We start from the raw sequence: 23,301 nt of genomic DNA on the forward strand, positions 1-23,301 counted from the left end.
ACGTGAAGGTCGGCATCCCCCGCGAGGTCAAGAACAACGAGTTCCGGGTGGCCATCACCCCCGCCGGCGTGCACGAGCTGGTGCGCCACGGCCACCAGGTCTTCATCGAGCACGACGCCGGCGTCGGCTCCTCGATCACGGACGACGAGTACGTCTCCGCAGGCGCGCAGATCCTCGCCACCGCGGACGAGGTCTGGGCCGGTACCGACCTGCTGCTCAAGGTCAAGGAGCCCATCGCCGAGGAGTACCACCGCCTCCGCAAGGACCAGACGCTCTTCACCTACCTGCACCTGGCCGCCTCCAAGGAGTGCACCGACGCGCTCGTCGAGTCCGGCACCACGGCGATCGCCTACGAGACCGTCGAACTGCCCGGCCGTGCGCTGCCGCTGCTCGCCCCGATGTCCGAGGTCGCGGGCCGGCTGGCCCCGCAGGTCGGCGCCTACCACCTGATGCGCTCGGTCGGCGGGCGCGGTGTGCTGCCCGGCGGTGTCCCCGGCACGCAGCCCGCGCGGGCCGTCGTCATCGGCGGCGGGGTCTCCGGCTGGAACGCCACGCAGATCGCCGTCGGCATGGGCTTCCACGTCACGCTGCTCGACCGCGACATCAACAAGCTCCGCGAGGCCGACAAGGTCTTCGGCACCAAGGTCCGCGCGATCATGTCCAACTCCTTCGAGCTGGAGAAGGCCGTCCTGGACGCCGACCTCGTCATCGGCGCGGTGCTCATCCCGGGCGCCAAAGCACCGAAGTTGGTCACCAACGAACTCGTGGCGCGGATGAAGCCCGGAAGTGTTCTTGTCGACATCGCGATCGACCAGGGCGGCTGCTTCGAGGACTCGCGTCCGACGACCCACGCCGAACCGACCTTCCCGGTCCACGACTCGGTCTTCTACTGCGTCGCCAACATGCCCGGCGCGGTGCCCAACACGTCGACCTACGCGCTCACCAACGCCACGCTCCCGTACATCGTCGAGCTCGCGAACCGCGGCTGGGTCGAGGCGCTGCGACGTGATCCTGCTCTCGCCAAGGGCCTCAACACCCATGACGGCAAGGTGATTTACCGCGAGGTCGCCGAGGCGCACGGACTGGAGCACGTCGAGCTGGAATCGCTGCTCGGCTGACTCTGTCGACTAAGTCACCGTTCAGCAAAAGGCGATACGTCAACACAGGTCGTCAACACAGCACGCCCGGCCGGACCTTGCTCGAGAGGTCCGGCCGGAAGTGTGTGTATGGTCACTTTGCGGCACTCGGTCAACTCGCGCCGAACGTAACCCTTGAACCGATTCGTGCACCGGTGAAACCTGCTGTGCGACTGCCGTACGCCCTTGACAGAGGGATGTTTCATTGCCGACACATCGGGCCGGGTCCGGCGGATTGTGTTGCTGCGAACACCCGACACGCCATAGAGTCGCCATCCGTCGGCATGGTGCCACGCTGACCTATCGAGAAGTTCCCTGGTCACCAAGGAGGTAAGACGACTTGTGAATGAGTCGACATTTTCTCCCGGGGGTGGTCAACCAGGAATGCCTGCAAGGGGCCAGGAGCCCGCGGGGTTCGAGGCTGTCGGCTCCGTTGCGGTGCGAACCTTCGCAGCCCACCAGGGTCACCAGAAGCCAGGGGTGACTCAGCCAGCACACCAGAGCATGGATGGCCATCACGTGAACGCCATGGCCGGCGACGGAAGGGGCGCGCCCCACAACCATTTCGCCGACTACGACGAACTGCCCGACGGGCACTTCTACGACCCCGACGCCGAGTACGAGCCCGATCCCGAGTACGCGGCCACACTCGCGCCCGACGCGGCCCGCCAGCGCCGTGAGCGCGTGGGCCCGACCGGACGCCCGCTCCCGTACTTCCCGATTCCGGGCCCGCTGACCAGTCACGGCCCCGCGACGATCGTCGCGATGTGCAACCAGAAGGGCGGCGTCGGCAAGACCACGTCGACCATCAACCTGGGTGCCGCGCTCGCGGAGTACGGCCGGCGTGTACTGCTCGTCGACTTCGACCCGCAGGGCGCGCTGTCGGTCGGACTGGGCGTCAATCCCATGGAGTTGGACCTCACCGTCTACAACCTGCTCATGGAGCGGGGCATGTCGGCCGACGAGGTACTCCTCAAGACAGCTGTCCCGAACATGGACTTGCTGCCCAGCAACATCGACTTGTCGGCCGCCGAAGTGCAGTTGGTGAGCGAGGTCGCGCGCGAGTCCACCCTGCAGCGGGCGTTGAAGCCGCTGATGGCCGACTACGACTACATCGTGATCGACTGTCAGCCCTCCCTCGGCCTGCTCACCGTGAACGCCCTGACGGCGGCTCACAAGGTGATCGTGCCGCTGGAGTGCGAGTTCTTCGCGCTGCGTGGTGTCGCGCTGCTGACGGAGACCATCGAGAAGGTCCAGGAGCGGCTCAACCCCGAGCTGGAACTCGACGGCATCCTCGCCACGATGTACGACTCCCGCACCGTGCACAGCCGTGAGGTGCTCGCCCGCGTGGTCGAGGCGTTCGACGATCACGTCTACCACACGGTCATCGGGCGCACGGTGCGCTTCCCGGAGACCACGGTCGCCGGTGAGCCCATCACCACGTACGCCTCCAACTCCGTCGGTGCCGCCGCCTATCGCCAGCTCGCCAGGGAGGTGCTCGCCCGGTGTCACGCCGAGTGAGTCTGCCGGGGGCCGACGAACTGTTCCGTACGACAGGGGGGATGGCGCTCCAATCGTCCACCCCCAGGAGCCGGGCCAACGGCGAGGCCCGGGTACCGGCTCCGGCGGGGGAGAGCGACGGTGCCGCCGCCGGGGAGGACGCCCCGCAGTCCGTACCCGCCCAGGGCGGTGACGGAGAGGGCGCAGAACACGTCGCTGCGGACGCGGACGGCGGCGAGTCCCGCAGCCGGTCCGCGGACGGCTCAGGACGCCGTCAGGAGGCGCAGGAAGGTTCTGCCCAGCCGCGGAAGCAGCGTCAGCGGGCGCAGGCCCAGCGCCGGCCCAGCGGGCGGGAGCGGCACGACGAGAAGATCACCGTGTACGTGTCCGCCGAGGAACTCATCGACCTGGAGCACGCCCGCCTGATGCTCCGGGGCGAGCACGGTCTCGCGGTCGACCGCGGCCGGATCGTGCGCGAGGCGGTCGCCGTCGTCCTGGCCGATCTGGAGTCCCGCGGGGACGCGAGCATTCTCGTACGCCGGCTTCGCGGGCGGTAGCGGTAGCCTGCGGGGGCCATGACCTCGAACGACGCTCCCGCTTCCGGCGCACCGGCCGGCCGTCGGCGTGCGCTCGGGAAAGGGCCGGGTGCGGCGCCGGAGCCCGAGGTCGAGGCCGAGATCGTCGTGGCGGTGCCGGAGCCCGAGGTCGTCGTAGCAGAGCCCGAGGCGCCTGCTGAGGAACCCTCGCTCGAAGAACCCGATGACGGGGTCTTCAAGGTGCGGCTCGCCAACTTCGAGGGGCCCTTCGATCTGCTCCTCCAGTTGATCTCGAAGCACAAGCTCGATGTGACCGAGGTGGCGCTGTCCAAGGTCACCGACGAGTTCATTGTGTACATCAGGGCGATGGGCCCCGACTGGGACCTGGACGAGACGACCGAATTCCTTGTCGTCGCGGCGACCCTGCTCGATCTGAAGGCGGCCCGGCTGTTGCCCGCCGCCGAGGTCGAGGACGAGGCCGACCTGGCGTTGCTGGAGGCCCGGGACCTGCTGTTCGCGCGGCTGTTGCAGTACCGGGCGTACAAGCAGATCGCCGACATCTTCAACCGGCGCCTCGACGAAGAAGCCCGGCGCTACCCCCGGACCGTCGGGCTCGAACCGCACCATGCCGAGCTGCTGCCCGAGGTCGTCATCCGCATCGGCCCGGAGGGCTTCGCCAGGCTCGCCGTGAAGGCGATGCAGCCCAGGCCCAAGCCGCAGGTGTACATCGACCACATCCACGCGCCGCTCGTCAGTGTGCAGGAGCAGGCCGGGATTGTGGTCGCGCGGCTGCGGGAACTCGGCGAGGCCAGCTTCAGCGTGCTCGTCGACGACACCGACGACACCCTGACCGTCGTAGCGAGGTTCCTGGCCCTGCTGGAGCTGTACCGGGAGAAGGCCGTCGCGCTGGACCAGGAGACCGCGCTCGGGGATCTGATCGTGCGCTGGACCGGTGGGGAGGGGGAGGGTGAGCCCGTGGTCACGGACGAGTTCGACCGGCCGCCCGAGCCGCCCAAGGAGACCAAGGAGGAGTCGGCGTGAGCGAGGAGAGCACGGGCGTACCGGCGAGCCCGTCCGCTGTCGCGGATCTCGACCTCAAGCCCGCCCTGGAGGCCGTTCTCATGGTCGTGGACGAGCCCGCGACCGTGGAGCACCTCGCGAAAATACTCCAGCGGCCCAAACGGCGGATCGCGGACGCGTTGCGCGAGCTGGCCGACGAGTACACCGTCCAGGGGCGCGGTTTCGAGCTGCGGCTGATCGCCGGGGGCTGGCGTTTCTACTCCCGCCCGGAGTTCGCGCCGGCCGTCGAGGGCTTTGTCCTGGACGGGCAGCAGGCCCGGCTCACCCAGGCGGCGCTGGAGACCCTGGCGGTCGTCGCGTACCGCCAGCCGGTCAGCCGCAGCAGGGTCTCGATGGTCCGCGGAGTCAACTGCGACGGTGTGATGCGCACCCTCTTGCAGCGGGGTCTGGTCGAGGAGGCGGGGACGGAACCCGAAACAGGTGCGATCCTGTACGTGACGACGAACTACTTTCTGGAGCGGATGGGCCTGCGAGGCCTGGACGAGCTCCCGGAGCTCGCGCCCTTCCTCCCTGAGGCTGAGGCGATCGAGGCGGAGACGCTGGAAGGGGTCCCGTCGTTCGATCCGGATGCACCGGATGCAGATGCAGACGAAACGACGACGACGGAACTTTGATGCGAAGCAGTGGCAGTGGCAGCAGTGGTGGCGGCGGTAGGAGCGGCGGGCGCGGCAACCCCCGCGGGACCGGCGGGGGCGGCAATCCTCGGGGTTCCGGTGGGGGCGGCGGCGGTCGTGGTTCCGGCGCGGGCAACTCCCGGGGCGCCGGTGGCGGCTCCCAGCCGAGGGGCGCGGCCGGCGCGGGAGGCCGTGACGACAAGCCGAAGCGTGCCGGAAAGCCGCGTCCCGAAGAGCGGCGCTACGACGTAGGCCCCACGGGATCCCACGAAGGTCCCAAGTCGGGGCGCGGTGCAGCGGCACGTGGCGGTGCCAAGGGCGGCCCCAAGCAGGGCCAGAGCACCGGGCGCGGGCGCTGGGCGCCGGCGACCTCGCGTGAGTACGACGCGCGGGCCGAGGAGCGCAACCGGGAGCGGTACGCGGGCAAGAAGGACATCAAGCCGCCCAAGACCTTCCCGGGCGCCGAGCAGGAGGGCGAGCGGCTGCAGAAGGTCCTCGCGCGCGCGGGCTACGGCTCCCGGCGCTCCTGCGAGGAGCTGATCGAGCAGTCCCGGGTCGAGGTCAACGGCGAGATCGTGGTCGAGCAGGGTCTCCGGGTCGACCCGGAGCACGACGAGATCAAGGTCGACGGGCTGACGGTGGCGACGCAGTCGTACCAGTTCTTCTCGTTGAACAAGCCCGCCGGTGTCGTGGCCACGATGGAGGACCCCGAGGGCCGGCAGTGCCTCGGCGACTACGTCACCAACCGGGAGACGCGTCTTTTCCACGTCGGGCGGCTCGACACCGAGACCGAGGGTGTGATTCTGCTCACCAATCACGGCGAGCTGGCGCACCGTCTGACCCACCCCAAGTACGGCGTGAAGAAGACCTACCTCGCGCACATCGTGGGCCCGATCCCGCGCGATCTGGGCAAGCAGCTCAAGGACGGCATCCAGCTGGAGGACGGGTACGCGCGTGCGGACCACTTCCGTGTCGTCGAGCAGACCGGCAAGAACTACCTGGTCGAGGTGACCCTCCACGAGGGCCGCAAGCACATCGTCCGCCGCATGCTCGCGGAGGCCGGGTTCCCGGTCGACAAGCTGGTCCGCGTCTCCTTCGGTCCGATCACCCTGGGCGACCAGAAGTCGGGCTGGCTGCGACGGCTGTCGAACACCGAGGTCGGCATGCTGATGCAGGAAGTCGATCTCTAAAACAGCGTTGCGAGTGCGGCCGGTTCCGGGTTTCTCCGGGGCCGGCCGCTTCGTTTTCGTCGTCTCGTTCTTGTCGGGTGCGGGGGGTTGTGCCGAGGCGCGTTCACTCTTTATGGTCGAACTGACTATTAACGGGGTGGATCACCATGACCGCAACACCGGCCTACGACAAGTACGCCTTCGAACCTTTCGCCGTCACCGCCGACCTCGCCGTCCTCACGATCCGCGCGGGCGCCCTGCATGTGCTGCTCGTCGAGCGCGGACAGGAGCCGTATGCCGGGCACTGGGCGTTGCCCGGCGGCTTCGTCGCGCCCGACGAGTCCGCGGAGACCGCCGCCCGGCGTGAACTCGCCGAGGAGACCGGCCTGTTGGATGTCTCAGGGCTGCATCTGGAGCAGCTGCGCACCTACAGCGAGCCCGACCGCGACCCCCGGATGCGGGTCGTCACCGTCGCCTTCGCCGCACTGCTGCCGGACCCGCCCGAGCCGCACGCGGGCAGCGACGCGGCGCAGGCGCGCTGGCTGCCGTACGACTCGCTCGGGCCGTTGGCCTTCGACCACGACCGGATTCTGGCCGACGCGCACGAACGGGTGGGCGCCAAGCTGGAGTACAGCTGCCTCGCCACCGCGTTCTGCCCGCCGGAGTTCACGCTGGGGGAGCTGCAACAGGTCTACGAGACCGTGTGGGGCAGAGAGTTGGACCGCCCCAACTTCCGTCGCAAAGTGCTCGCCACGCCCGGGTTTGTCGAACCGGTGCTCGGCGGCGCCAAGTTGACCGGTGGCCGAGGGAAACCGGCCGCGCTGTACCGCGCCGGGACCGCCACCGCCCTGTACCCGCCCCTGCTCCGGCCGACTCGGGAAGGAAGTCCCGCATGACCACGACCACCGTCCGCAAGCGTGCCGCCACGGGAGCCCTGGTGGGGCTCGCCCTCGGGGACGCGCTCGGCTTCCCCACCGAGTTCAACGACGTGCCCGGCATCCTCGCCAAGTGCGGTCCCTGGCGGGAGATGGAGCTGCCGAGGCCGGCGATCGTCACCGACGACACGCAGATGACACTGGCGTTGGGGCGGGGACTGCGAACTGCCATGGACCGGGGGCTGCTTGGCCCCAAGCGGATGGAACGGCCGGTGCGCGAGGAGTTCGTGGACTGGTACCAGTCGCCGGACAACAACCGTGCCCCCGGCCGGACTTGCCTCGTCGCGTGCAACCTGCTGAAGACCGAGGGGCGGGTGTGGCAGGACGCCAGTCAGATCGGCTCGAAGGGCTGCGGGGCCAACATGCGGGTCGCGCCGGTCGGGCTCGTCCCCGGGCTGAGCGACGAACAGCGGTCCGGCGCCGCCCAGTTGCAGTCCGCGCTGACCCACGGTCACCCGACCGCCCTCGCCGCGTCCGACCTCACCGCGCACGCCGTACGGCTGCTCGCGCAGGGCGCCGAACCGACCGGGCTGGTGGGGCTGCTGCGGTCGTACGCCCTCGAGAACCGCACCCGGTATCACGAGCGTTGGCTCGGCGACCTGTGGACGCGGAGCCAGGACCCCACGCCCGAGCACTTCATCGCGCGCGGCTGGGACGAGTGCCTGGAGATCCTGGGCCGACTCCAGGACGCCGTACGCACCGTCTCCCCGGAGACCGACCCGTGCCTGGCCACTGGCGCGGGCTGGATCGCCGAAGAGGCCCTGGCGACCGGCCTGTTGTGTTTCCTCCTCTTCGTCGACGAGCCGGTGACCGCGTTGCGCCGCGCGGCCTGCACGTCCGGTGACTCGGACTCGATCGCCTGTCTCACGGGGGCGTTCGCGGGGGCGTATCTGGGGGCGGACGCGTGGCCGCAGGAATGGGCCGAGCGGATCGAGTACCGGGGGGAGCTGCTGGCGCTCGGGGCGCTCTGGGACGCCTGACGCATTGTGGCGGCGTCTGACATGGATGGACGTTGTCATGCGGTGGGGTTACCGTGGCAGACATGGGTGAGGCGAAGCGCAGGCGAGTGCCGGTCCGGGAGCTGTCCCGGCACACCGCGGCTCTGCTGGACGCCGTGGCGGCGGGTGAGTCGATCGAGGTCACTCGGGACGGTGTGCCGGTCGCCATACTGTCTCCGCTGGAGCCGGCGGAACGGGACATCCGTGCCGCGATCGCCATCGGCCTGCTCGATGCCTCGGTCATGGACGAGGGGCACGGTGTCGAGGCCGTCGACGCGCTGGAGCGGCTGCGCGCGGTCAGGCGGGACGCGGAAGGACGCGGCCCCACCGCGGAATTGCTCGCTCAGCGCGAGGAGGAGACGCGGTGACGCTGCTCTACCTCGACGCATCGGCGATCGCCAAGCTGCTGCGGGCGGAGGCGGAGACCGCCGCGCTGGAGCGATGGATCGGACAGCACGGCGGAATGCGTCGTGTCGTCACGTGCGACCTGGCGCAGACTGAGGTGCGGCGGCTGCTGCATCGGCTCGGCGCGGACGAGGTGGAGTGATCGGCTGCGGACGCCCTACTGAACGCCATCGCGCGTGTTCGTCTCACGCCTGAACTGATGCTGGAAGCGGGGGAGTTGGCGCCGGGCACCGCGCTGCGCAGCCTCGACGCGATCCACACCGTGGCGGCGCTCAAACTCGGTCGCGGCGTCAGCTGGTTCGTGACGTACGACAAACGCCAGGGCGAAGCCGCCGCCGACGCGGGGCTGCCGGTGACGTCACCCCGATAGGGCGTCGGTGGACGCGCGCCGGACCCGGATCAGGAAGTCCTCCACGCGGTGCCGGTCCGGCTCTGCCGGGAGTGGGCTGTGGGTGGCCGCCTCGTCCGTCTCCGTGGCCAGGCGGGTCATCCAGGACTCGACCTGCGGCCAGGGGACTTCGCCGCGTTTGACGGACAACAGGGGGGCGCGCTGGTCGCCCACGTCGATCGTCAGGGTGCCCGTGCGGAGTATGTCGCGGGCGCTCATCAGGAGGCGGAGCAGGTGCATCGCGTGCTTCCAGCGCGGGGCGCCGTGCGTGCGGATGTCGGCTTCCAGCTTCTTGCGCTGGCCCAACGCGTAGCGCGTGAACGTCTCGTGGACCTGGCGGGAGAGGAACGCGCCGCGCAGGGCGAGGAGTTCGCGGCCTGTGGCGTCGACGTGCTCGACGAGGGGGGAGTGGAGGCACTCCAGGATGTTGGGGTTCGCGCGCAGGGCCAGTTCGCAGAAGCGCTCCAGCTCCCAGCTGAACTGCTCCTCCGCCGGGCCCTCCACATGCGTCGGCGGCTTCTCGAAACGCCAGAAGAGCGGGGTGGGGGCCACGAACACACCCCGGCGGTCCGTGTCGCTGCCGTCCGTCGCCAGGCCGAAGGCGCGCGAACCCATCACGCAGGCGTAGATCGTGTGGTCGCGGACCAGGGACTCGGGGTGCATTCCGGGAGCGTACGCGGCAGTTCACGCCAGGCGGATCGAATTTCCCTCCACCGTGATCTGCTCCGCCGGCAGCGGTTTCGGTGCCGGACCGCCCGCGACCGAACCGTCCGCGATGTGGAACTTGCTGCCGTGGCACGGGCAGTTGATCGTGCCGTTCGCGACTGCGCTCACCGTGCAGCCCTGGTGGGTGCAGATCGCCGAGAAGGCCTTGAACTCGTCCTTCTTCGGCTGGGTCACCACGACCTTCTGGTCCTTGAGGATCTTGCCGCCGCCGACCGGGATGTCGGACGTCTTCGCCAACTCCTGGCCGCCGGACGCCTTCACGGACGACGAACCCGAGGAGTCGTTGCTGTCGCCGTACTTGCTGCATCCCGCGGTGAGCGCGGCGGCCGCGGCGGCCGCACCTGTGGCGAGGACCGTGCGGCGCGTCGAGCTGTCGGTCATGTGGTCACTCCGAAGGGGGTCGTCATGTGGTCACTGCGACGGTGGTCACGCGGTCGCTACGACGGTGGTCATGTCGTCACTCCGACGGTGCGGAAGAACCAGAGGGCGGATGTCAGCCAGAGCAGGGTGAGAGCGGTGAACACCAGTCCGCCGACGACCGGCAGCAGCCAGCCGGGCAGCCGCTCCGAGCGGAGCAGCAGCATCTTGGCACTGAAGGCACCGAAGAACGCGCACCCCAGGAGGGAATGCCACATCACGCGTGTCGAGTACGTCTGGTAGCCGAACGCGTAGAGGCAGTGCACCGCGACCGGCACCGCCACCAGGAACGCGATCCGCCCCGACCAGCGGTGCAGCGTCGCCGACCAACTCGGGCCGGGCAGCTTGCCGTAGACCATGAAGGCGGAGACGACCTGGACGAGGGCGAAGAAGAACGCGGTCGTCGCGAGCCAGGACTTCACCGCGCCCGTGCTGCTGAAGCCGGCGAGGTTGAAGGCGGTGCCCGCCGGGTCGTGGACCTTGCCGTAGACGCCGAGGCCGACGGCCACGGCCGCTGCCACCAGGGCCGGGACCAGATAGCGGGCGGGGCTGTCGCGGTGGCGTGGGGGTGGGGGGTAGGACTGGGTGGCGGCGTTCGGGTCGGCGGTCATGATCGGCTCCCTGAGGCGGATGGTGGGTCAGGGGGTGACGGGTTGTGCCGTGAGCTGCTGTCCGTCGACCGTGACCGCGCCGGTCTCCGGGTCGATACGGGGTGCGGAGGCGGCCTTGCCGTCGCGGGTGACGATGCCGGTCTGGCGGCCGTTCGGCAGCACGATCCAGCCGCCGTCGATCTTGGCGCCGCGCACCTTGGCCGTGGCACGCCACAGCCCGGACGGCTTGACGGCCTTGTCGGCGGTGAACACGTAGGACCGGCCCTCGTCCTTGACCGTGCCGTGGATCTTCTTGCCCTGCTGGAGCTTGCCGTCGAGGACGGCGCCGTTCGGGGCGGTGAGCTTCATGCTGCCGTCGTCCTTGACGGGCCCGCGCAGCCAGGCCTCCTTGTAGCGGCCGTCGCAGAAGTAGGCGACCGCCTTGCCGTCACGGATCGACACGGCGACCGACGCGGTGTCGTCGTCGGTGCGGCCGGCGTAACTGGCGTTCGGGATCGGCGACTTCGACGGTGTCGGGCTGGGGGTGACAGTCGGAGTCGGTGACGCGGCCGCCGATTTCTTCGGCGAAGACGAAGGTGTCGCCGACGGCGATGCCTCGCTGTACGAGGACGACGCGGTCTTCGTCCCGGACGTCGCGTTGAGCGTCAGCATGAACAGGCCCAGCACCAGGCCCGCCAGAAGAGTGAGCAGTGGTCCAGGACGCTTCATTACTGTCCTCCCCCGAGGCGAGCTACCAGCCCATGAGAGCGGACTCGGGGCCGTGGGTAAAGAGGCATACGGGGATGATCTCACCCCAAGTAGCGGAACGGGATGATTCAGGTGACATTGGCAGGGTTCGAGGCCGGGCCCCGACCAGCGGCCGGCCGCTCTCGAAAGGCGTGACCCATGGCGGGCAACGATCTCGGCAGCCTTCTCGGCGGTCTTCTGGGCGGAGGGGGCAAGAGCGGCGGTTCCGCCGGCAACATCCTCGGCGCACTGCTCGGGTCCCTCGGCGGCAGTGGCGGCGGCTCGGGCGGCAGCAATCCGCTGGGCGGGCTCCTCGACATGCTCGCCAAGTCCGGCCTGGCCGAGCAGAAGGACTCCTGGGTCGGCACCGGCCAGAACCAGTCCGTCACCGGCGCCCAGATCCAGCAGGCGCTGCCCGACGAGACCCTGCAGAAGGTCGCCGAGCAGGCCGGCGTCACCCCGGACCAGGCCGCGACCGAGCTCGCGCAGGCGCTGCCCCAGGCCGTCGACAAACTCACCCCGGACGGCCAGGTCCCGCAGGCCGCCTCGCTGGAGGAACTGGTCCGGCAACAGTCCCTGTGACCGTCTCGGTGGGCGGGCGCCGCGCACCCGTACCGAACGGGCTGACTAGGCTGGATGTACCAAGAGCCGTACATCAGCAAGGAGCCAAGCCGTGGCGGTACGAGCGGTCCGGGGCGCCGTCCAACTGGACAAGGACGAGGCCGGCCACATGGACGAGCAGGTCGGAGCGCTGCTCACCGCAGTCCTGGAGCGGAACGGCCTCACCGCCGACGACCTGATCAGCGTCTGGTTCACGGCCACGCCCGACCTGCACAGCGACTTCCCGGCGGCCGCCGCCCGCAAGCTCGGCGACGGCTTCTCCGACGTGCCGCTGATCTGCGCGCAGGAACTCGAGATCGCGGGCGCCATGCCCCGCGTGGTCCGCATACTCGCGCACATCGAGTCCGACAAGCCCCGCGCCGACATCACGCACGTGTACCTCGGTGCCGCGGCCGCCCTGCGCAAGGACATCGCCCAGTGAGGACCGCGCTCGTCATCGGCACCGGGCTCATCGGCACGTCCGCCGCGCTCGCCCTCGCCTCGCGCGGAGTCGTCGTCCACCTCGCCGACCACGACCCCGAGCAGGCCCGTACGGCCGCCGCGCTCGGCGCCGGCACCGACGAGGCGCCGGACGGTCCCGTCGACCTCGCGATCGTCGCCGCTCCGCCCGCCCTGGTGGCCGGGGTGCTCGCCGACGCGATGCGGCGGGGGGTGGCTCGGGGGTACCTCGACGTGGCCAGCGTCAAGGGTGGTCCGCGGCGGGAGTTGGAGGCGCTGGGGCTCGACCTGTCGTCGTACATCGGCTCGCATCCCATGTCCGGGCGCGAGAAGTCGGGTCCGCTGGCCGCGACCGGCGACCTCTTCGAGGGGCGGCCCTGGGTGCTGACGCCCACGCGTGACACGGACACCGAGGTGCTGAACCTCGCCCTGGAGCTGGTCTCGCACTGCCGTGCCGTGCCGGTTGTCATGGATGCCGACGCCCATGACCGTGCGGTCGCGCTCGTGTCCCACATGCCCCATCTGGTGTCCAGCATGGTCGCCGCGCGGCTGGAGAACGCGGAAGAGGCCGCCGTACGGCTGTGCGGGCAGGGGATTCGTGATGTGACCCGGATCGCCGCGTCCGACCCCCGGATGTGGATCGACATCCTGTCCGCGAACCCGGGGCCGGTCGCCGACCTGCTCACCGATGTCGCGGGGGACTTGGAGGAGACGGTACGGGCGTTGCGTGCGCTGCAGTCCGCCGACGACTCCAAGCGGCGGGAGGGTGCGGGCGGCATCGAGGACGTGCTGCGGCGGGGGAACGCGGGGCAGGTTCGTGTTCCCGGCAAGCACGGGTCCGCTCCGCGGGTCTACGAGGTTGTGGCGGTGCTGATCGACGACCAGCCCGGGCAGCTGGCCCGGATCTTCGCGGATGCGGGGATGGCGGGGGTCAATATCGAGGATGTGCGGATCGAGCATGCGACGGGGCAGCAGGCGGGGCTTGTGCAGTTGATGGTGGAGCCGAAGTCGGTGCCGGTGTTGACTTCGGCGTTGCGGGAGCGGGGCTGGGCGATCCGGCAGTAGGCGCGGTGTGTGGGGGTGGGCGTCTTCTGGGGCTGCGCCCCCAGACCCCCGCTTCGGCCCTGAAGGGGCCTCGTCCTCAAACGCCGGACGGGCTGAATTCTGCCGGCCTGCGTCAAGCAGGAACCGTCCGGCCGGACGAGTGACGTGAACCCAGTAACCTTGTCCGGGGCGCACTCGCACCCCCACCCCGCTCACCACCCCGCACCAGGAAGGTGTCCTCCCGTGGAAAACGGCGCCGCCCGGACCGCCCCGGCAGTGATTGTCGCCATCGACGGCCCCTCCGGCACGGGCAAGTCCAGCACGTCGAAGGCCGTGGCCTCGCAGCTCGGGCTGAGCTATCTGGACACCGGCGCCCAGTACCGGGCGATCACCTGGTGGATGGTGAACAACGGGATCGACCTCACCGACCCCGCCGCGATCGCCGACGCGGCGGGCAAGGCGGAGATCGTCTCGGGTACCGACCCGGCGAACCCGACGATCAGCGTCGACGGCGTGGACGTGGCCGGCCCGATCCGCACCCAGGAGGTCACCTCCAAGGTCAGCGCGGTCAGCGCGGTGCCCGAGGTGCGGGCCCGGATCACCGAGCTGCAGCGTTCGCTGGCCGCCGAGGCGGAGCGGGGGATCGTGGTGGAGGGGCGGGACATCGGTACGACCGTGCTGCCCGACGCCGATCTGAAGATCTTCCTCACCGCTTCCCCGGAGGCGCGTGCCGCCCGCCGCAGCGGTGAGCTGAAGGGCGCCGACGTCCAGGCCACCCGTGAGGCGCTGCTGAAGCGGGACGCGGCCGACTCCTCGCGCAAGACCTCGCCGCTCGCGAAGGCGGACGACGCGGTCGAGGTGGACACCTCCGACCTCACGCTCCAGCAGGTCATCGAGTGCGTGGTCACCCTTGTCGGGGAGAAGCGGGCCGCCAAGTGACAGCTCCAACAGCTTCGACAACTTCGACCGTCGCGTCGGAACGGGGCGCCGAGGTCGGGCGGCGCATCGGCGTCGGCCTGATGTACGGGCTGTGGAAGCCGCGCGTGCTGGGCTCCTGGAAGGTGCCCGCCGCCGGTCCGGTGATCCTCGCCGTCAACCACTCCCACGGCGTCGACGGCCCCATGGTCATGGGCGTGGCACCCCGGCCGACACATTTCCTGATCAAGAAGGAAGCGTTCGTCGGCCCGCTGGATCCCTTCCTGCTGCGCATCGGCCAGCTGAAGGTGGACCGTTCGATCGCCGACCGTACGGCGATCACCGGGGCGCTGGACGTCCTGTCGGCCGGCGGTGTGCTGGGGATCTTCCCCGAGGGCACCCGGGGCGAGGGCGACTTCGCCTCGCTGCGCGCCGGGCTCGCCTACTTCGCGGTCCGCAGCGGCGCCCCGATCGTGCCGGTGGCCGTACTGGGTACCGCCGAGAAGAGCGGACGGCTGATAAAGGCGCTGCCCCCGCTGCGCTCCCGCGTCGACGTCGTCTTCGGCGACCCGTTCGAAGCGGGCGACGGCTCCGGCCGCCGTACGCGCAAGGCACTGGACGAGGCGACCGAGCGGATCCAGAAGCAACTGGCCGCCCACCTGGACGACGCCAGGCGCCTCACCGGGCGCTAAGAGACACTTGAGTAGTGGATCACCCGAAATCCGGGGGTTCCACCGATCACCACGATGAACGAGGTACCGACTTCATGAACGACCAGATCCAGCCCGACGGCTCCGGCGGGGAGCACGAGCACGGGGCGCTCGGCGATGCCGAGTACGCGGAGTTCATGGAGCTCGCCGCCGTGGAGGGCTTCGACATCGAGGACGTCGAGGGCGCCCTCGACGAGGCAGGACACGGACCGCTGCCCGTCCTCGCCGTCGTCGGCCGGCCGAACGTCGGCAAGTCGACTCTCGTCAACCGCATCATCGGCCGCCGCGAGGCCGTCGTGGAGGACAAGCCCGGTGTCACCCGCGACCGTGTGACGTACGAGGCCGAGTGGGCGGGGCGCCGCTTCAAGGTCGTCGACACCGGCGGCTGGGAGCAGGACGTCCTCGGCATCGACGCCTCCGTGGCCGCCCAGGCCGAGTACGCGATCGAGGCCGCCGACGCGGTCGTCTTCGTCGTCGACGCCAAGGTCGGCGCCACCGACACCGACGAGGCGGTCGTACGGCTGCTGCGCAAGGCCGGCAAGCCCGTCGTGCTGGCCGCCAACAAGGTCGACGGTCTCAGTGGTGAGTCCGACGCGGCTTACCTGTGGTCCCTCGGGCTCGGTGAGCCGCACCCCGTCTCCGCGCTGCACGGGCGCGGTACCGGCGACATGCTGGACGCTGTCCTGGAGGCGCTGCCGGAGGCGCCCGAGCAGCTCTTCGGGACCGCGGTCGGCGGCCCCCGCCGGATCGCCCTGATCGGCCGCCCGAACGTCGGCAAGTCCTCGCTGCTGAACAAGGTGGCGGGCGAGGAGCGCGTCGTCGTCAACGAGGTCGCGGGCACCACCCGTGACCCGGTCGACGAGCTCATCGAACTCGGCGGCGTGACCTGGAAGTTCGTCGACACCGCCGGAATCCGTAAGCGCGTCCACCTTCAGCAGGGCGCCGACTACTACGCCTCGCTGCGCACCGCCGCCGCCGTCGAGAAGGCGGAGGTCGCGGTCATCCTGATCGACGCCTCCGAGTCCATCTCGGTGCAGGACCAGCGCATCGTCACCATGGCCGTCGAGGCGGGCCGCGCGATCGTCCTCGCCTTCAACAAGTGGGACACCCTCGACGAGGAGCGCCGCTACTACCTGGAGCGCGAGATCGAGACCGAGCTGGCCCAGGTCGCGTGGGCGCCCCGGGTGAACATCTCGGCGCGCACCGGCCGGCACATGGAGAAGCTGGTCCCGGGCATCGAGACCGCCCTCGCCGGCTGGGAGACCCGCGTCCCGACGGGCCGCCTGAACGCCTTCCTCGGCGAGCTGGTCGCCGCCCACCCGCACCCGGTCCGCGGCGGCAAGCAGCCCCGCATCCTCTTCGGCACCCAGGCGGGCACCAAGCCCCCGCGCTTCGTGCTCTTCGCCTCCGGCTTCATCGAGGCGGGCTACCGCCGCTTCATCGAGCGCCGCCTGCGCGAGGAGTTCGCCTTCGAGGGCACCCCGATCCACATCTCGGTCCGGGTACGCGAGAAGCGCGGCAAGAAGAAGTAGCCGTAGGTGTAGTTGTACGGCCGGTTCTACGACGAAGAGGGCGGCCCCTGTCTCCACAGGGGCCGCCCTCTTCGTGTGCGTGCCGCGTCAGATGCCTCGGCGCGGGCCGGGCGGCAGGGCCGCCGGGATGTGGTGCATCCCGGTGTGGCCGTGCTGCTGGCCGACTTGGCCGAGCTGCCCGACGCGCTGCCACTGCGACTGCTGCCGGGCGCTGTAGGCCCCCGCGCTGTACGCGCTGTACGAACCCCCACCCAATGAGCCGCCACCCAATGAGCCGCCGAACGAACCGCCGCCGAACGAGCCGGTGCTGTGCGGGCTGTGCCCGAAGGCGGTGAAGCCCAGCTCCTCCTCGCCGCTGCGGTCACCCGGCAGCGAGCGGAAGGTCTTGACCCACTCCGAGTAGAGCCGGTCGTAGATCGGCGTGGCCGATGGACCGCCGGGGCTGTCCCGGTCCGACCGCGAGGACGGGATCGACTGGTAGGGCCGGCTGCGGGGAACGTCGTATGCGTGCACGTATGTCCAAACGACGCGTGACCTGAAGGGATGCGGCTCAGGTGCCCGCGAGCGGGAGCGCGGAGCCGACCAACTTGCCGTTCGCAGCGGCCTTGTCCAGCGCGCTGCGCAGCAGGTCCTCGCGGGGCTGGCGGCCGATCGAGCCGACCGGTGCCGCGAACATCAGCACCTGCTGGTGCTTGTTGGCGGCGGCCCGCCAGCTGTCGGTGACCTGGAGCGGCTGGTGCGCCTGCCACCAGGCCACCGGGGAACCGCCGTTGCTGCTCGGCTGGAGCACCGCGTGCAGCTGGCCCGCCGCGAGCAGCACCGACCAGCCGTGCAGCACGGGCGGCACGGTGGTGATCTCGCTGAGCGGCATGAAGCCCTGCTCGATGAGCAGCGGCAGGAAGTCGTCGCCGACGTCGGTCGAGCCGGGCCGCACGATGGGCGCGGTCGGCTCGACCACCAGGGCGGGGTGCAACTCCCCGGAGATCAGGACGAGTCCGCTGGTCACGCCGAGCACGGCCTGCTCGGGTACGGCCTTCTCCGGTGCGCCCGCCGGGGAGTGCGCGTTGCCGCTGATGGAGCGGACGGCGCCCTGCAGCTGCTCCTCGGTGACCTGGACGATCTGGGAGGGCAGGCAGGTGGCGTGGGCGAAGGCGAGGACGGCGGTCTCGTCGCCGATGAACAGGACGGTGCTGGTGCGCTCCAGATCGGAGTCGCCCTGGGTGCGGCACGACGTGCAGTCGTAACTGCCCGGGGCGTTGTCTCCGGCGAGCAGCCGGTCGGCTTCTTCGTCGCCGATCTCGGCGCGTACGTCGTCGCTGACGTCGAGCATGCGCGGCACGGGTGGCTCCCTCGGAATGCGGTGCCCGGTGGGTCCCGGGCTCATGAAGGAGACAACGGAGGATCTGTGGCGGGGGTCACGCTCCGGAGCGAACCGAATCGAACCAACCGAAGCGGACGGTCACTGCTGGTACGGAATCGGACACTCCCTGTCAACTCTGTGAAAGGTCAAGGGAGTTGAACACGTGAACCGAGTCACAGCGCTTGTCGGCAACTGGTCGAAAAATCGTGAAATCAGCGAATGTAGTGGGTGGCCGAAAAGTGCCGATACCCGCGGTAACAGTGAACTGGCCTGCGGCGACGGGCAGTTGGTCGACATCGGCTCGTCCACCTCCGTACATTCCTCCGCCGTGTGCAACGAGCACCGCTCGGGACACGTCCGCCGGCCGAACAAGCCAGCAAGCAGCACCACTTCCGGCGGACGGGGAGGAGCGCGAGGACCGCGTCGATGCGTGGGAGCCGCGAACCGCCTTGGGGGACCCCGGGTTGTTGGAGAGGGAACTACATGTCCGAATGTGCCGATACCACTCGCGAGAACGCTCCTGAGACCCACCGCAAGGGTCAAGCGCGTACGACGGCGGTCCTCACCGGGGCGGCCCTGCTCGCCCCGCTCGGACTGCTGGCCGCCACCGGCAACGCCGCGGCGGCCGACAGCGGAGTGTGGGACCGCATCGCCCGGTGCGAGAGCGGCGGCAACTGGCACATCAACACCGGCAACGGCTACTACGGAGGACTCCAGTTCTCCGCCGGCACCTGGCGCGCCTACGGCGGCTCGGCCTACGCGGCCACCGCCGACCAGGCCTCCCGGTCCGCGCAGATCGCCGTGGCCACCAAGGTCCAGCACGCCCAGGGATGGGGCGCCTGGCCGGTCTGCTCGGTCAAGGCCGGAGCGGGCGGCAGCGCACCCGCTGCCTCTTCGGGCACGGTGACCGAGAAGTCGACGACGAAGAAGTCGACCAAGTCGACATCCGGGTCGACCACCAAGAAGTCGACCAAGAAGGCGACCCCGTCGAAGCCCGCGAACACGCCGGCCCGCGGGACGAACAACGCCTCGCGCGGCACGTCCCGCGGCGACTACACCGTCCGCTCGGGCGACACGCTGAGCGGCATCGCGGCCGAGCACGGGACCACGTGGCGGAAGATCTACGCCGCCAACAAGTCCGTCATCGGCGCCGACCCCGATCTGATCGTCCCCGGCCAGCAGCTCGACCTCTGAGCCGAACGGCCTTGAGATGAACGACCTCTGAGCCGAGCCGCTCCCGCGCCGCCCCCGCCCGGTCCTCCGACCGGGCGGGGGCGCGCCCGTTACGCCAGTTCGGCCGCCTCGCCGCTGAACACGACCGTCCCGCGCCGCAGTTCGTACACCAGGGCCGCCCGGCCGCGCAGCACCGGCGGCAATCGCTGTTCGGCCACGACCACGCACGCGTCCAACCCGCCCAGCAGTTCGTACGTGTGCGCCGCGACCGCGGGCGACATGCCCTGCGCCGGTTCGTCGACGAGCACCACACGCGCGCGTGCCAGCAGGGAGCGGGAGAGGGCGAGCATCCGCTGCTCGCCGCCGGAGAGGGTGCCGGCGCGGCGGGGGAGCAGGGTGCTCAACTGCGGGTACGCGTCGAGGGCCACGGAGTAGTCCCGCGCCGCGAGTTCGAGGTTCTCGTGGACGGTGAGGGACCCGAACACGGCCCGCCGTTCCGGCACCAGACACAGCCCCCGGCGAGCTCTTTCGTGAGCAGGCATACGGGTCACATCGGCGCCGTCCCACACCACCGCACCGCCCGACAGCGCGACCGTACCGGCGAGGGCGCGCAGCGCGGTCGTACGGCCGGAGCCGTTGCGGCCCAGCAGGACGGTGAGCCCGCGAGTGGGCGCGGCGAGGGTGATGCCGTGCAGGGCTTCGAGGGGGCCGTAGCGCACGCGCGCGTGGCGCAGGGAGATGGTCATGCGGGGGTCTCCCGGACGCTGGGCGCGTCGAGGACGCGGTCGGGCGGGCCGGAGGCGACGATGCGGCCCGCCGCCATCACATGGACCACGTCGGCTAGGTCGGCGACCAGATCGAGGTCGTGCTCCACGACGAGCAGGGCGGTGCCCTCGGCGGCCAGGGCCCTCAACACCAGGGTCAGGGAGGCCACTTCGGCGGTGTCGAGTCCGGCGGCGGGCTCGTCGAGGAGCAGGACGCGCGGGCCGCCGGCGAAGGCCCGGGCCAGTTCGACGCGGCGCAGCGTCCCGGTGGGCAGTCCGGCGGCGGGCAGCGACCGTACGTCCCCGTCGAGCCCGAACAGCCGCAACGCCCGTTCCACGGCGCCCGGTTCGGCGACCCGCCCTTGCTCGGCACCCACGCGCACGTTCTCGGCGACGGTCAACGAGGGGAAGACGGCGAGCTGTTGGAAGGTCCGGGCGATTCCGAGCCGGGTACGGGCGTGCGCGGGCAGCCGGGTGATGTCCCGCCCCCCGAGCCGGACCCGCCCGCGCGAGGGCCGCACGGTACCGGCCAGACAGTGGAACAGGGTGCTTTTTCCGGCCCCGTTGGGCCCGACGACGGCGGTGACCTGTCCCGCCCGTACGACGAGATCGACCCCGTCGAGCGCGGTGAAGCCGCCGTAACGGGCGTGCAGGGTATGGGCGGTGAGGAAGGGCGGGGTGGGCCTGCGGGGCGGAGCGGTGCGTGGCCGTGGTGTCGGTCGGACCGGCGCGGGCTCGGGGAAGGGCGCCTCTTCGGGAGCGACCGTGGGCTGGGGCGGGTGAGCGTCCTCAGTGGGCGAGGTGGGTGTCGCGGCCCGGGGTGGCGGTTCCGCCGCGTCGCCCCGCTGGCCGAGTCCGGCCCTCCGTCCCTGCCGCTCCGGCGCCTCAGTCGATCGCCCCGTATCGCGGCGCACCACACCCGTGTGGGTGGCCCCGGTCGCACCCGTTTCATCCTCCTGCCCGAGCCCCGCGGTGCGCCCTCGCGGCTCCCGCGTCTCGGACAGTCGCCCCGTGTCGCGCCCCGCTCTGTGCACAACACCCGCGCGCGAAGCCGCCGTTGCGCCCGCCCGTACCGGCACCGCCTGCACGCCCACCACCCGCAGCCTCCGCCGCACACGCACCCCCAGCGGCGAGAGTCGCGCCCGCCGTTGGGGCCGCAGCCGTCCCGCCGCCGTCCGCAGCGCCTCGTACGGCCCGCCGGGGAACCGCCCCACGCACACCGCCAGCACCCCGATCAGCGCCGCCGCGACCCCGCCGCGCGCCCCCGCGTCCAGCCCGACCAGCAGGGCCGCGGCCGCCAGCGCGCCCAGTGTGCTGTCGGCGCCCAGGACGACCACCGCGGCGAACCACAACAGGCCCCGGACGGGGTCGTAGGCCGAGGGGTCGAAGGCGCGCAGGCCCATGCCGAGCATGCCGCCGCCGAGGGCGGCCAGGGCGGCGCCCGCGACGAACGCCAGGAGTTTCAGGGACGGGACCTGGACCCCGGCCGCCGAGGCGCCCGGCTCGTGGTCGCGCATCGCGGCGAGGGCGCGGCCGGTGCGGCCCCGGCGCAGGGCGTGGGTCGTCAGCAACGCGCCTGCCAGGAGGGCGAGTTCGAGGACGTAGTAGGCCCTGTCCCCGTCGAAGCCGGAGGGGCGGTCCAGGGACAGACCCGACGTGGCGTACGGCTGGGCGAAGACGAAGCGGCTGACCCCGACGCCGACCGCGAAGGTCGCGAGGGCGAGGGCCAGGCCGTGGCGGCTGATCGCGGGCCAGCCGGTCAGCAGGCCCAGGGGAGCCACCAGGAGTACCGCGACGGCGAGCGCGGCCAGTTCGGGGAGGCGGGGCAGGCCCGGGAAGCGGCCCGCCGCCAGCAGCGCCGTGAACAGGGCACCCAGGCCCGCGTACGCCGCCTGCCCCAGCGAGAGCTGCCCGCCGCGCCCGGTGACCACCACCAGGGACAGCAACACCACGCCCAACGCCGGGACTTGGACCGAGGTGTGCAGGTCCGAGCCCGCGAAGCCGAGGGGGAGCAGGAACAGCACCACGGCCACGATCCACGCGCCGGGTGGGGTTGAGATGCGGGCCGTCGCCGTACGCGGGAGGGCGTCCCGGGAGCCGAGTCCGGGCAGCACCAGCGCCGCCACCAACAGGGCGACCACGAACAGGTTCGCGCCCACAGCCTGGACCAACTGCCCATGCCAGCCCGGCAGATGGAGCCGCGTCAACTGGCTCTGCGCGACCCCGATCCCCAGCGCCACCACCACCGCGACCGGCAGACTCCGCATCCGCGCGGCCACCGCCACCGCCACCACCTCCATGACGAGCAGCGGCAGGCCGTACGGGTCCAGGCGCACGTACGGGGCGAGGAGCACGCCCGTCAGACCCGCCGTGAAGGAACCGAAGGCCCAGCCCGCCGCCGCCACCCGGTCCGCGTCCACCCCGCCCAGCACCGCGAGCTGCCGGTCGTCCACCACGGCCCGCAGCTCCCGCCCGAAACGCGTCCAGCGGATCACGGCTCCGACCCCCGCCGCGAGCACGAGCGCCACCCCCAACTGCCCCCAGGGATCGGCTGACACCAGTTCCGGCGCGTCGTCCCGCGCCCCCTGCCCCCACACCAGCGCCGCCCCGCCGACCAGCAGCACGAACACCCCGATGGACGCGACCAGGGTCTGCGCCGGGTCGCCGCCCAGGACCGACAGCGGCCGGAAGACGAACCGTTCCAGCAGCACCCCGATGCCCGGCGCGAGGAACAGCAGCGTCACCACCGCGCCCAGCCACAGGGGCCAGCCCCACCCCACCACGCACTGCCGCAGGGCGTACGCGCAGACCATCGCGACCGCGCCGTGCGCGAAGTTGAGGACGCCGGTCGCCCGGTACGTCACGATCAGGCCGATCCCGGTGAGCGCGGCGGCGCTGCCGACGGAGAGGCCGGCGAGGGTGAGGTCGTACGTGAGGGAGGACATCAGGGGGCGTCAGTCGTCGGCTTCGGCGGGCTCGCAGATCGGGCAGGGGCTCAGCTCGCCGTTCGCCACCAACTTCGAGTCCACCGGCACCGCTTCGGGCTTTCCGGCGACGAGTGGACAGTCCGCGCGGTGCCACAGTGTGCCGCCGGGCATCATCAACAGGTCCCCGCTGACCGCCAGGGGCGCGGCGGCGGCCTGTGCCGACTCCTCCGCGTCGGCGGGCTCGGCGGCCACGAGAAGGGCGTACAGCTCCTCCACGCGGGCGGCGGCGAGGGCGCTGCGGCCGTGGGTGAGCAGGACCGCGCCGGCGACGATCAGGGCGGCGCCGGGGATCGTGCAGGAGGCCAGGTAGGGGAGTTGGCGTTCCGCGTAGCGCTCGCCGGAGATGCCGTACCAGCCGAGTACGCACAGCACCGCGCCCGTCGCGAGCGTGGCCCAGCCGGCCCACAGGGCGGGGTGCACGGTCCGCAGTCGGGCTGTCCGCATTTCCGGCTCCCACATGTCATGTGTCTGTCCATGCCAGCCAATGGCTTGCACTATGCCTTCTGACACCTGACC

The 23,301-nt window shown here is 70.9% G+C and carries 27 protein-coding genes; 18 read left to right on the forward strand and 9 right to left on the reverse strand.

The window, feature by feature from the left end:
- Positions 1-2 precede the first annotated feature (2 nt).
- The 11 genes from ald (at position 3) to OO70_RS54045 (ending at position 8,743) form a co-directional block, all read left to right on the forward strand.
- Entirely contained in the window at positions 3-1,118 is a 1,116-nt protein-coding gene (gene ald, locus OO70_RS36410; protein WP_043681970.1) for an alanine dehydrogenase, read from the forward strand.
- A 402-nt stretch (positions 1,119-1,520) separates the two neighbouring features.
- Positions 1,521-2,657, forward strand: a complete 1,137-nt coding sequence (locus OO70_RS36415; protein ID WP_078651701.1) for a ParA family protein — start codon at positions 1,521-1,523, stop codon at positions 2,655-2,657.
- Positions 2,642-3,193 (forward strand): hypothetical protein, encoded by a 552-nt coding sequence (locus OO70_RS36420; protein WP_043681190.1) that lies wholly within the window; start codon positions 2,642-2,644, stop codon positions 3,191-3,193. Before OO70_RS36415 ends, OO70_RS36420 begins: the two co-directional genes overlap by 16 nt.
- Positions 3,194-3,211: 18 nt before the next feature.
- Positions 3,212-4,213, forward strand: coding sequence for a segregation and condensation protein A (locus tag OO70_RS36425; RefSeq protein WP_051741985.1), 1,002 nt, complete (start codon positions 3,212-3,214; stop codon positions 4,211-4,213).
- Complete coding sequence (scpB, locus tag OO70_RS36430; RefSeq protein WP_043681193.1) at positions 4,210-4,866, forward strand: SMC-Scp complex subunit ScpB; 657 nt, start codon at positions 4,210-4,212, stop codon at positions 4,864-4,866. Before OO70_RS36425 ends, scpB begins: the two co-directional genes overlap by 4 nt.
- Positions 4,866-6,056 carry a pseudouridine synthase gene (locus OO70_RS36435; protein WP_043681196.1) on the forward strand — a complete coding sequence of 397 codons (1,191 nt, stop codon included), beginning with the start codon at positions 4,866-4,868 and terminating at the stop codon, positions 6,054-6,056. The genes scpB and OO70_RS36435 overlap by 1 nt, the downstream gene beginning before the upstream one ends.
- 146 nt (positions 6,057-6,202) lie before the next feature.
- Positions 6,203-6,931, forward strand: coding sequence for an NUDIX hydrolase (locus OO70_RS36440; RefSeq protein WP_043681198.1), 729 nt, complete (start codon positions 6,203-6,205; stop codon positions 6,929-6,931).
- Positions 6,928-7,950: an ADP-ribosylglycohydrolase family protein gene (locus OO70_RS36445; RefSeq protein WP_043681200.1), complete on the forward strand. Its 1,023-nt coding sequence runs from the start codon at positions 6,928-6,930 to the stop codon at positions 7,948-7,950. The genes OO70_RS36440 and OO70_RS36445 overlap by 4 nt, the downstream gene beginning before the upstream one ends.
- A 62-nt stretch (positions 7,951-8,012) precedes the next feature.
- A complete protein-coding gene (locus tag OO70_RS36450) occupies positions 8,013-8,336 on the forward strand; it encodes a type II toxin-antitoxin system Phd/YefM family antitoxin (RefSeq protein WP_043681203.1) in 324 nt (107 codons plus the stop codon).
- The gene (locus OO70_RS51435) at positions 8,333-8,515 is read left to right on the forward strand and encodes a PIN domain-containing protein (RefSeq protein WP_051741987.1); all 183 of its coding nucleotides are present in this window, start codon (positions 8,333-8,335) and stop codon (positions 8,513-8,515) included. The genes OO70_RS36450 and OO70_RS51435 overlap by 4 nt, the downstream gene beginning before the upstream one ends.
- 57 nt (positions 8,516-8,572) lie before the next feature.
- Positions 8,573-8,743 carry a PIN domain-containing protein gene (locus tag OO70_RS54045; protein WP_106971823.1) on the forward strand — a complete coding sequence of 57 codons (171 nt, stop codon included), beginning with the start codon at positions 8,573-8,575 and terminating at the stop codon, positions 8,741-8,743.
- Here the strand turns inward: OO70_RS54045 and OO70_RS36460 are convergent.
- From OO70_RS36460 to OO70_RS36475, 4 genes are all read right to left on the reverse strand, one after another.
- Positions 8,732-9,424: a nucleotidyltransferase domain-containing protein gene (locus OO70_RS36460; protein ID WP_043681205.1), complete on the reverse strand. Its 693-nt coding sequence runs from the start codon at positions 9,422-9,424 to the stop codon at positions 8,732-8,734. The genes OO70_RS54045 and OO70_RS36460 overlap by 12 nt on opposite strands.
- Before the next feature lie 21 nt (positions 9,425-9,445).
- The gene (locus tag OO70_RS36465; protein ID WP_043681208.1) at positions 9,446-9,868 is read right to left on the reverse strand and encodes a Rieske (2Fe-2S) protein; all 423 of its coding nucleotides are present in this window, start codon (positions 9,866-9,868) and stop codon (positions 9,446-9,448) included.
- A gap of 68 nt (positions 9,869-9,936) precedes the next feature.
- Complete coding sequence (locus OO70_RS36470; protein WP_043681210.1) at positions 9,937-10,515, reverse strand: DUF6529 family protein; 579 nt, start codon at positions 10,513-10,515, stop codon at positions 9,937-9,939.
- A 27-nt stretch (positions 10,516-10,542) separates the two neighbouring features.
- Entirely contained in the window at positions 10,543-11,223 is a 681-nt protein-coding gene (locus tag OO70_RS36475) for a hypothetical protein (RefSeq protein ID WP_043681212.1), read from the reverse strand.
- Between the two features lie 177 nt (positions 11,224-11,400).
- On the opposite strand from OO70_RS36475, the gene OO70_RS36480 reads away from it, so the two are divergent.
- The 6 genes from OO70_RS36480 (at position 11,401) to der (ending at position 16,501) form a co-directional block, all read left to right on the forward strand.
- Positions 11,401-11,823 (forward strand): YidB family protein, encoded by a 423-nt coding sequence (locus OO70_RS36480; protein ID WP_043681214.1) that lies wholly within the window; start codon positions 11,401-11,403, stop codon positions 11,821-11,823.
- Positions 11,824-11,914: 91 nt separating this feature from the next.
- The gene (aroH, locus tag OO70_RS36485) at positions 11,915-12,283 is read left to right on the forward strand and encodes a chorismate mutase (protein WP_043681215.1); all 369 of its coding nucleotides are present in this window, start codon (positions 11,915-11,917) and stop codon (positions 12,281-12,283) included.
- Complete coding sequence (locus tag OO70_RS36490) at positions 12,280-13,365, forward strand: prephenate dehydrogenase (protein ID WP_043681216.1); 1,086 nt, start codon at positions 12,280-12,282, stop codon at positions 13,363-13,365. Before aroH ends, OO70_RS36490 begins: the two co-directional genes overlap by 4 nt.
- Before the next feature lie 222 nt (positions 13,366-13,587).
- The gene (cmk, locus tag OO70_RS36495; RefSeq protein ID WP_043681218.1) at positions 13,588-14,283 is read left to right on the forward strand and encodes a (d)CMP kinase; all 696 of its coding nucleotides are present in this window, start codon (positions 13,588-13,590) and stop codon (positions 14,281-14,283) included.
- Positions 14,241-14,951 carry a lysophospholipid acyltransferase family protein gene (locus tag OO70_RS36500; protein WP_199827481.1) on the forward strand — a complete coding sequence of 237 codons (711 nt, stop codon included), beginning with the start codon at positions 14,241-14,243 and terminating at the stop codon, positions 14,949-14,951. Before cmk ends, OO70_RS36500 begins: the two co-directional genes overlap by 43 nt.
- 74 nt (positions 14,952-15,025) lie before the next feature.
- Positions 15,026-16,501 (forward strand): ribosome biogenesis GTPase Der, encoded by a 1,476-nt coding sequence (gene der / locus OO70_RS36505; protein WP_043681222.1) that lies wholly within the window; start codon positions 15,026-15,028, stop codon positions 16,499-16,501.
- Between the two features lie 87 nt (positions 16,502-16,588).
- On the opposite strand, the gene OO70_RS36510 is transcribed toward der, so the two are convergent.
- Both OO70_RS36510 and OO70_RS36515 read right to left on the reverse strand, forming a co-directional pair.
- Positions 16,589-17,014 (reverse strand): hypothetical protein, encoded by a 426-nt coding sequence (locus OO70_RS36510; protein WP_043681225.1) that lies wholly within the window; start codon positions 17,012-17,014, stop codon positions 16,589-16,591.
- Between the two features lie 37 nt (positions 17,015-17,051).
- The gene (locus tag OO70_RS36515; RefSeq protein ID WP_043681228.1) at positions 17,052-17,840 is read right to left on the reverse strand and encodes a hypothetical protein; all 789 of its coding nucleotides are present in this window, start codon (positions 17,838-17,840) and stop codon (positions 17,052-17,054) included.
- A gap of 504 nt (positions 17,841-18,344) precedes the next feature.
- On the opposite strand from OO70_RS36515, the gene OO70_RS36520 reads away from it, so the two are divergent.
- Positions 18,345-19,055 carry a LysM peptidoglycan-binding domain-containing protein gene (locus OO70_RS36520; RefSeq protein ID WP_043681231.1) on the forward strand — a complete coding sequence of 237 codons (711 nt, stop codon included), beginning with the start codon at positions 18,345-18,347 and terminating at the stop codon, positions 19,053-19,055.
- A gap of 89 nt (positions 19,056-19,144) precedes the next feature.
- Here the strand turns inward: OO70_RS36520 and OO70_RS36525 are convergent, their stop codons facing one another.
- The 3 genes from OO70_RS36525 to OO70_RS36535 are packed head-to-tail and all read right to left on the reverse strand — an operon-like array spanning position 19,145 to position 23,229.
- Positions 19,145-19,780 carry an ATP-binding cassette domain-containing protein gene (locus tag OO70_RS36525; RefSeq protein ID WP_043681234.1) on the reverse strand — a complete coding sequence of 212 codons (636 nt, stop codon included), beginning with the start codon at positions 19,778-19,780 and terminating at the stop codon, positions 19,145-19,147.
- Positions 19,777-22,743 (reverse strand): ABC transporter permease subunit, encoded by a 2,967-nt coding sequence (locus OO70_RS36530; protein ID WP_043681237.1) that lies wholly within the window; start codon positions 22,741-22,743, stop codon positions 19,777-19,779. Before OO70_RS36530 ends, OO70_RS36525 begins: the two co-directional genes overlap by 4 nt.
- Positions 22,744-22,752: 9 nt before the next feature.
- Positions 22,753-23,229, reverse strand: coding sequence for a hypothetical protein (locus OO70_RS36535; RefSeq protein ID WP_043681240.1), 477 nt, complete (start codon positions 23,227-23,229; stop codon positions 22,753-22,755).
- Between the last annotated feature and the right edge of the window lie 72 nt (positions 23,230-23,301).

It is taken from the genome of Streptomyces xylophagus, assembly GCF_000716435.1.
GTDB classification, from domain to species: domain Bacteria; phylum Actinomycetota; class Actinomycetes; order Streptomycetales; family Streptomycetaceae; genus Streptomyces; species Streptomyces xylophagus.